The sequence below is a fragment of the Flavobacterium sp. genome, assembly GCF_049590715.1.
In the GTDB taxonomy this organism is placed as follows: Bacteria; Bacteroidota; Bacteroidia; order Flavobacteriales; family Flavobacteriaceae; genus Flavobacterium.
This window is the reverse complement of record NZ_JBAWDL010000215.1, coordinates 1-4,174: the sequence shown is the minus strand read 5'-3', so window position 1 is coordinate 4,174 and position 4,174 is coordinate 1. Positions and strand designations below refer to the sequence as shown.

Annotated in this window: 4 protein-coding genes; all 4 read left to right on the top strand. The window is 35.7% G+C overall.

Annotated elements, in window-relative coordinates:
- Positions 1-283 (top strand): helix-turn-helix domain-containing protein (locus tag WBQ70_RS09880; protein WP_423913525.1); only part of this gene is annotated, 283 nt, incomplete at its 5' end.
- Between the two features lie 95 nt (positions 284-378).
- Positions 379-1,782, top strand: a complete 1,404-nt coding sequence (locus tag WBQ70_RS09875; protein WP_423913523.1) for a sialate O-acetylesterase — start codon at positions 379-381, stop codon at positions 1,780-1,782.
- A 474-nt stretch (positions 1,783-2,256) separates the two neighbouring features.
- Positions 2,257-3,885 carry a sulfatase family protein gene (locus WBQ70_RS09870; RefSeq protein WP_423913520.1) on the top strand — a complete coding sequence of 543 codons (1,629 nt, stop codon included), beginning with the start codon at positions 2,257-2,259 and terminating at the stop codon, positions 3,883-3,885.
- Positions 3,882-4,174, top strand: a 293-nt coding sequence (locus WBQ70_RS09865; protein WP_423913518.1) for a sialate O-acetylesterase, incomplete at its 3' end; no start/stop codon positions are given. The genes WBQ70_RS09870 and WBQ70_RS09865, both read left to right, overlap by 4 nt.

The following is a 4,174-nucleotide window of genomic DNA, read 5'->3' as shown; positions in this document are numbered from 1 at the left end:
GGATCATTTTGCCAAAGATTTGTATTTGAATCGTACACATTTTTATCAAAAAGTAAAAACATTAACTATTTATACGCCTTTCGAGCTTTTGAAAGTCTACCGTTTGAAAAAAGCCGCTGAATTTTTAGTGGAAGGAAAATTATCTGTAAATGAGGTTTATATGATGACTGGATTTAAGAGTCGTACTCATTTTAGCAAACTATTTAAAGAGAAATACGAAGTAACTCCTGGAAAATATGCTGCCGAGATGGTCAGTAAATATTCGGATAATTCAAATTCGTAAAAGTTTTTATTTTGGATAAAATAGGTTTCGTTAAAGATAAAAATCATCATTATTAAATAGAAAAGAACTCGTTTCTTTGAATAAGTCTTTTGAAAATGAAAAAAAATAAATTCGTTACTTTTTTATTTTTTGTGGCCTGTCTTACGATGACAGCACAAACTAAGTTAGCAGATATTTTTGGAAACCATATGGTTTTACAAAGAGAGTCTGATGTAGCAGTATGGGGAACTGATAAGCCAAATGCTATCATTAACATTGAAGGGAGTTGGGGACAAAAAGCAAAAACGACCACTGATAACAACGGACATTGGCAAACAAAAATAAAAACAACTATTGCGGGTGGCCCATACAAATTGACCGTTTTAGGTTCTAAAAAAGTCGTTCTTGAAGATGTGCTACTAGGAGAGGTTTGGTTGTGCTCTGGTCAATCAAATATGGAAATGCCATTAAGAGGTTTCCAAGGTCAACCAGTCAATGGAAATAATGATTTTATTTTAAAAAGTACGAATTCACAATTGCGTTTTTTTGCAGTCAAAAGACAGTTGGCACTTACTCCACAAGAAAATTTAGCGGGTGGGGACTGGGAAATTTCATCACCGGCAACAGCTCCTGATTGTAGTGCTGTTGCCTATTTTTATGGAAAAATGCTTCAGGAAACACTTCAAGTTCCCGTGGGATTGATTACAAGTAGCTGGGGAGGTACCGTAGCACAAGCTTGGACGTCACCAGAAACATTGCGAAAAGATTTCCCAGAATTTAATTTGACTGCTAATACCAAAGAAAATCTAAATCAAAATACGCCTACTGCTTTGTATAACGGAATGATTCATCCGCTGATTCCTTTTGGAATTAAAGGGGTAATCTGGTATCAGGGAGAAGGTAATAGAAGTAAACCAGAACAGTATGCTAGATTGTTTCCCGCTTTAATTACAAACTGGAGAGCTGATTTCAAACAAGGGGATTTTCCGTTTTATTTTGTTCAAATTGCACCATTTGTGTATTCAAAAAATGAAAATGCTTCTTTTTTGCGTGAAGCACAATTAAAAACGATGCTGACTACTAAGAATACGGGTATGGCAGTGACTATGGATATTGGTGAGGAATATTCCATTCATCCGGCCGAAAAACAAAAAGTAGGAGAGCGCTTAGGATATTGGGCTTTAGCCAAAACCTATGAGATAAAGGGGATTCAGTACAGTGGTCCTATTTATAAAAGCATGGAGGTAAAGGAAAGTAAAGCGCTTCTTAGTTTTGAATATGCACCAAGCGGCTTGTTTTCAAAGGATAAAAAAATCGAAGGATTTGAAATTGCTGGAGAAGATAAGGTATTTTACCCTGCGTCAGTGAAAATAGTGAAAGGACAACTAGAGGTATGGAATGATATCGTTTTAAAACCAGTTGCAGTGCGGTATGGTTGGCTGAATTACATTCAGGGAAGTTTGTTTAATACCTTTGGTTTGCCGGCTTCGTCTTTTAGAACGGATACTTGGGATAAATAATGGATTGTTAGGAAAAAAAGATTGGCGCACAATTCTACTATTTATTGTTTCAGGAATGCATGTCTCAGACAAAGTCATTAAATTGTATAATGGCGAAGTTCTAAATAGCAAATTTGCGACCTAATAAAAGAACCAATTGGACACAGCGAAAGACAATAACCTTCGAATTAGCAAAATCACCGATGCTGAGATATTGGTTGGCTTCAAATAAAACCATGACTGAGGTCACGCTGTAGTAAAAAAAGTTTGAACTGATACTACATACTATTTTACAGATAGAAGACCATGATTTTAAAATTGCTTTTTTAGTTAGTAAATAGCTGAGAAGGTTTGTTATTGCTTGGATTGAAAGTTATTTTGTCTTTAAAGTAGAACTATTTACTCAGAGATACTTTTGAAATACCATAACAGACATTATACTCAGCTAGAAATTGAAAATTTGTATAACTAAACTATTAACTAGACCATTTAGTAATGAAAAAAATATTTTTAATTGCCCTCAGTTCTTTTATGGGGTTAAGTCAACTTTCGACTGCACAAGAAAAAATAGCAAAAAGACCAAATATTTTATTTGCTGTAGCCGATGATGCGGGATGGAAACATTTTAGTGCTTACGGTTGTAAATGGGTAAAGACACCCGCTTTTGACCGTGTTGCCAAAGATGGAATTTTGTTCAATAACGCTTACACTCCTAACGGGAAATGTGCCCCTTCGCGTGCGTGTATTATCACGGGGCGTAACAGTTGGCAATTAGAAGAAGCGGGAAATCATTCTCCTTATTTTCCAGCTAAATTCAAAACCTATGCGGAAGCACTTACTGAAAATGGTTTTTTTGTAGGTTTTACGGGTAAAGGTTGGGGACCGGGAGATCCAGGTCAAATCAACGGTAAAGAAAGAGAATTGACAGGAACTGAATTTGATGAATTCAAATTAAAACCACCTACAAAACAAATATCAAATGTTGATTATACTAAGAATTTTGAATCGTTCTTAAAAGCCAGACCAAAAGGGCAACCGTTCTGTTTTTGGTACGGAAGCAAAGAACCACACCGTGCGTATGAATATATGTCTGGAGCAAAATTAGGAGGGATGGATATTAATTCTATTGATGAAGTACCTTGTTTTTGGCCGGATAATGAAGTTGTGCGTAATGACATGCTCGACTATGCTTATGAAATGGAATATTTTGACAAGCACTTACAAAATATTTTGAAGTTATTAGAAGAAAGTGGTGAGTTAGATAATACGATTGTTATCGTAACCTCTGATAACGGAATGCCCTTTCCTCGTGTAAAAGGGCAAGTATATGAATATTCAAACCATTCTCCGCTAGCCATTATGTGGCCTAATGGAATCAAAAATCCTGGAAGAGTCGTGGATGATATGGTGAGTTTTATTGATTTTGCGCCTACTTGTTTGGAAATAGCAGGAATTTCAGAAAAACAATCAGGAATGGAAAAATTGAGCGGAAAAAGCCTGACAGATATCTTTTATTCTGAAAAATCTGGTGTGGTCAATAAAAAACGCGATTTCCAGATGGTTGGTAAAGAGCGTCACGATGTTGGTCGCCCCAATGATGAAGGATATCCTGTAAGGGGAATTATCCAAAACGGTTATTTGTATTTACACAATTTCAAAACGGATCGTTGGCCAGTAGGGAACCCTGAATTAGGGTATTTAAACTGTGATTCGAGTCCTACAAAAACCGAAGTTTTAAATTCCAGAAGAAATGAAGGTATCATGAAATATTGGGAACTGAATTTTGGAAAAAGAGGCGAAAACGAATTGTATGATATTAAGAAAGATCCTTTTTGTGTCAATAATTTGGCTTTGGATGCCAATTATTCGAAACTAATGGCAAACATGAACAAAGCGATGACCAAACAGCTAATCAAAGAAAATGATCCTAGGATTTTAGGAAATGGAGATATTTTTGATCATTATTTATATTATGGCGATGGGGTACAGAATTTGTATAACAATTACATGAACGGTCAACCTCATAAAAAAGGACGAATCGACCCAAAGGATATCGATATGGATATGATGGATAAAACCACTCCTACGAATGAAGTTAAATTGCCTAAAAAGATCAAATCATGAACCGATTAATTTTTACTCTGTTTTTTATTGTTGCTTTCGGGATAGTTACAGCTCAAAATAAAAACCAAGAAGTTATCCAAGTGATTTTATTAGCAGGACAATCAAATATGGCGGGTGCAGGGAATTATACAGCGCTTGATGCTACTATCAAACAAAGAGTTGTCCAAGTAGCGGATAGAGTAATGATAAGTAATTCAGGAAAAACACCCACTCCTTTGTCTTTTTACTTATCGAAAGGGCATAAGGAAAAGTATGGTTTTGAAGAAGCTTTTGGTCCTGAGTTGATGAT

Coding starts and splice junctions, on each gene's coding strand:
- WBQ70_RS09870 (WP_423913520.1), top strand. CDS start 2,257: ATGAAAAAAATATTTTTAATTGCCCTCAGTTCTTTTATGGGGTTAAGT.
- WBQ70_RS09875 (WP_423913523.1), top strand. CDS start 379: ATGAAAAAAAATAAATTCGTTACTTTTTTATTTTTTGTGGCCTGTCTT.